Raw genomic sequence first — 3,696 nt, forward strand, 5'->3', positions numbered from 1 at the left:
GTGCGGGCCGGCGCCGAGCCGCCCGTCGCCTGGTCGGAGAGTCGGAACACGACCGGCGCGCGCGCCTCCTGCGCGGGCACCAGACTGAGCCCGGCGACGTCCAGGAAACCCAGCTTGAGCTTGTCCGGCACCTGGCCGAGGCGTTGCGTCAGCGCCTCCAGGTAGCGGGCCGCGATCGCGGCCAGGCCGGCGCCGCGGTCCGCCGCCAGCCATTCCGGCGTGTAGCCGGCGCGGCGCGCGAGCAGCTGCGCCAGCAGCGCCGGCGCATCGCGGCCGTCGAGTTCGACGCGGGGCGGGGTGTTCACTGCGCCGATCCTTCTTCGAGGTAGAACGGGTAGACGAGGTTCGCATGCGAGTTGGTCGCCCGCACGCGGTAACTCATCTCGATGCGCACCTTGCCGGCGTCGGCGACATCGGCGACGGCGGTCACCGCCGTCACGTCGATGCGCGGCTCCCAGTCGACCAGCGCCTCCATCACGCGCTGGCGGATCGCCTCCAGCGTGGCGGGGTTCAGCGGCTCGAAGACGAACGCGTTCAGGCCGGCGCCGAAGTCGGGCCGCATCACACGCTCGCCGGGGTTGGTGCCGACGATGATCAGGATGGCCTGGCGCACGTCCTCGTCATAGGCGGCGGTGGCGGTCTGGCCGGCTTTGATGCCGACCGGGAACGCCCAGCCCTGGCCGAGGAAGGTGGACGGCGTCTGCGCGGCGGCCATGGCCTCAGCCCCCGATCTCGACCAGCGGGCAGCCCATCACGATGGGCGCGCCGCAGCCGCTCATGTCGCCGCGCGCGCGGCCGGCGGCGGCGATCAGCACCGTGGCGCTGCCCTTGGCGATCGGCGTGGGCGGATGCGGGCCGGCGGTCGGCGGCATCGAGCAGGCGTGCAGGTCGCCGACGACCGCGGCGGGCATGCCGCCGATGAGCACCATCGCCACGCCGGGGCCGGTGATGACGCCAGGATGACCGGTGGGGTCGCCCACGCGGGCTGCGGGAGGCATGGTGTCGTCCCTCCGTCAGTTGAGCTTGATCGGCAGGCCCTGCACGCTGCAGGGACCGGCGGACTGGATGTTGACGACGCTGCCCTTGATGTCGACCTGCGTGCCCTCGAGCGCGATCTGCAGCGCCTTGAGCTCGATCTTCAGCGCCGACTGCACGGTGATCGTCTGCGTCTTGTTGTCCATCGCGATCGACAGCGTGCCGGCGGTGTTCTCCAGCTTGATCTGCAGCGGATCGATCGTGACCTTCTGGCGGGTGCTCGTGGTGATGGTGATGGACTGCAGCGCGTCGTCGAACTCCACCTCGTGGCCGACGCCGCCGGCCAGGCCGGTCTTGATCAGGCGCTTGACCAGGAAGTCGCTCTGCAGCGTCAGCGGCGGGCGGTCCCGGGTGCTCCACAGCCCGCCCAGCACGTAGGCGGCCGCCGCGTCGTTCTGCGCGAAGGCCACCAGCACCTCGTCGTCCACCTGCGGCACCCAGATGAAGCCGCGGCCCGAGCCACCGCCCATCGACGGCAGCCGGCACCAGGGCTCCATGCCGGGGATCGACGGGATGCGCACCTGCACCCGCCCTTCCGACATCGCGTCGAAGTTGCTGGTCACGACGCCGGGCGAGATCGCGAAGCCCTCCTTCAGCGATTCGACGCCGAGGTGGTCCAGCCGCTCGAAGAGTTGTTCATCCATGGTGGGTGTTCCTGCTCCTGTCGCCGCTCACACGGTGAACTGCCCTTGCAGCCGCACCAGCCCGCCGCGCCCCTTGGGCAGCGGCACCGCGCCGAACCACACTTCCTTGCGCGCCTGGAAACTGGTGCGATAGCCGCTGCCGTCCAGCGTGTGCGTGGCCGAGGTGATGCGGTACAGCCCGCCGAACTGGTCGCCCAGCCCCTCGAGGTTGACGACGCGGCTGGCCTTGATGCGGGGGTCGCCGACGGTGCTGCCGGAACCGGTCAGCCGGTTGTTGAGCTTGGGCAGCAGCTCGGTGAGGATCTTGGACGGCGCGGTGGCGTAGCTGGTGGGTTTGATCGTGGTGACCTTGCCCGGCGCGAGCAGCTCGCCGAGCTGGCCGCCCGGCGTGATCGAGAGCTTGAACATCGCGCGGTCGTAGTCCCAGTTCAGCGCGATGGTGAAGTCCATCTTGATGCTGTCGACCCAGACCTTGGCGGCCACGCCCTCGATCTCGCCCACGGTGGTGATGCGCGGCGTGAAGTCGGTCAGCGAGGCGCCCCACTTCAGCGTCAGGCTGGGCGCGTAGTCCTGGATCAGGAACTGGAACTTGAGCACCCGGCCATGCGGCTCGGCCGTGTGGTCGATGTACATCTGCCAGCCGTTCTCCTTGGCCACCTCGCTCAGGAACTGGAAGTCGTTGACGCCGCTCTGGCGCCGCACGCCCATCTGCGCGAACTGCGGGAAGCTCAGGTAGGTGGCCAGGCCCACCAGCGTCGACAGCGTGCCGCCGACCGGGTCCAGCGCCGGGATCAGCGCGTTGGTGCCGGCCACCAGCGCCGCCACCGCCGAGTCCGGCAGCGGGAAGTTGCCCACCGTGGGGATCTTGATCGCGAAGGCGCGGTCCTTGGTGCCGACGGTGAGCCGCTGCAGGTAGTCCTGCGCGGTGAGCCGGATCATCGGGATGCCGCTGGACGGGAACGAGGGTTCCACGCCGGTGATCTCGCCGACGAAGACTTCCTCCAGCGGCCCCGGCGCATACCCGAGCGACAGCCGGAACTCGTTGTTGACCTGCAGCAGCGGATGGTCCAGCCACTGCAGCGAGGTGTTGGCGATGCTCAGCTCGACGCGGTCCGCGCCCTCCATGCCGTCGGTGTGGCTCAGGCTGACGATCGAGGCGCGCAGCGCCGCGGGGATCGTGTCGCCGTTGATGCGGATCGTGCATTCCGGGGCGAGGCGGCTCATGAGCTCACCTCCCCGGTGGCCGGATCGGTGAAGGGCAGCGCCGGCACGCGCAGCGCCTGCCCGGGCACGAGGCTGCGCGGATCGTCGATGCCGTTGACGATCGCGATCGGACGCCACAGCGCCGGGTCCTCGTAGAAGCGCCACGCGATCGACTGGAGCGTGTCGCCGCGCTGCACCGTCCAGCCCTTGCTGAAGTCGGCCGTCTGGCGGTTGACCTCCTTGGCCTCGCGTTCCGGATCGATGAACTCGCTGAAACTGACGGTGATGCGGGCCGCGTCGCCGGCCGTCCTCGAGGAACTTGATGAACTTCTGGTTCGCCCGCGTCAGCACGCAGCGCAGCTGCAGCGAGCCCCAGGCCACGCGCAGCACCGGCGGCGCATGCAGCTCGGAATCGATCTTGAGTAGGTCCACCACCTTCTGCGTCTGGCCGCGCACGTCGGCGCGGGTGTCGGTGGTGTCGAAGAACAGCTCCATCTCCAGCGTGCGCAGGTTGCCGTGCACGAACTGCAGGATCGGCGAGCCCAGCCCCGGGATCGCCTGCGAGGCGAAGTTGTTGTCCTTGTTGAGGCTGTACTCCTCGGGGTTGAACATGACGTCGAACTGCGCCCCGGTGTGCTCGACGGTGATGCGGGCCTTGGCCAGTGCCATCGCTCAGACCCTCCCCATCCGTTCGCGCCAGGCGACCAGGCGGCGGTCGATCTGCTGGATCACCAGGCCGGTCAGCGCGTCGACGTCCACCGCGGGCGCGGCGGGTGCCTGAGGCGGCGCGCTCGGCTGCTGGCGGGCGGCGGCC

Annotated in this window: 5 protein-coding genes; all 5 read right to left on the minus strand. The window is 70.0% G+C overall.

Translation table 11 applies throughout. The annotated features are described in order from the left end of the window. On the minus strand, nt 1–305 hold a 305-nt coding region (locus FUT87_RS26125; RefSeq protein ID WP_222617299.1), incomplete at its 3' end, for a hypothetical protein. Continuing rightward, on the minus strand, nt 302–715 hold the full coding sequence (locus tag FUT87_RS26130; RefSeq protein WP_147242871.1) for a GPW/gp25 family protein: 414 nt from the start codon (nt 713–715) through the stop codon (nt 302–304). The genes FUT87_RS26125 and FUT87_RS26130, both read right to left, overlap by 4 nt. Nucleotides 716–719: 4 nt before the next feature. Continuing rightward, a complete protein-coding gene (locus tag FUT87_RS26135) occupies nt 720–998 on the minus strand; it encodes a PAAR domain-containing protein (RefSeq protein ID WP_147242872.1) in 279 nt (92 codons plus the stop codon). Between the two features lie 15 nt (nt 999–1,013). Continuing rightward, nucleotides 1,014–1,679: a phage baseplate assembly protein V gene (locus FUT87_RS26140; protein WP_091724613.1), complete on the minus strand. Its 666-nt coding sequence runs from the start codon at nt 1,677–1,679 to the stop codon at nt 1,014–1,016. A 27-nt stretch (nt 1,680–1,706) separates the two neighbouring features. Continuing rightward, nucleotides 1,707–3,551, minus strand: coding sequence for a hypothetical protein (locus FUT87_RS30100; RefSeq protein ID WP_222617300.1), 1,845 nt, complete (start codon nt 3,549–3,551; stop codon nt 1,707–1,709). Between the last annotated feature and the right edge of the window lie 145 nt (nt 3,552–3,696).

Source organism: Mitsuaria sp. TWR114 (assembly GCF_007997345.1).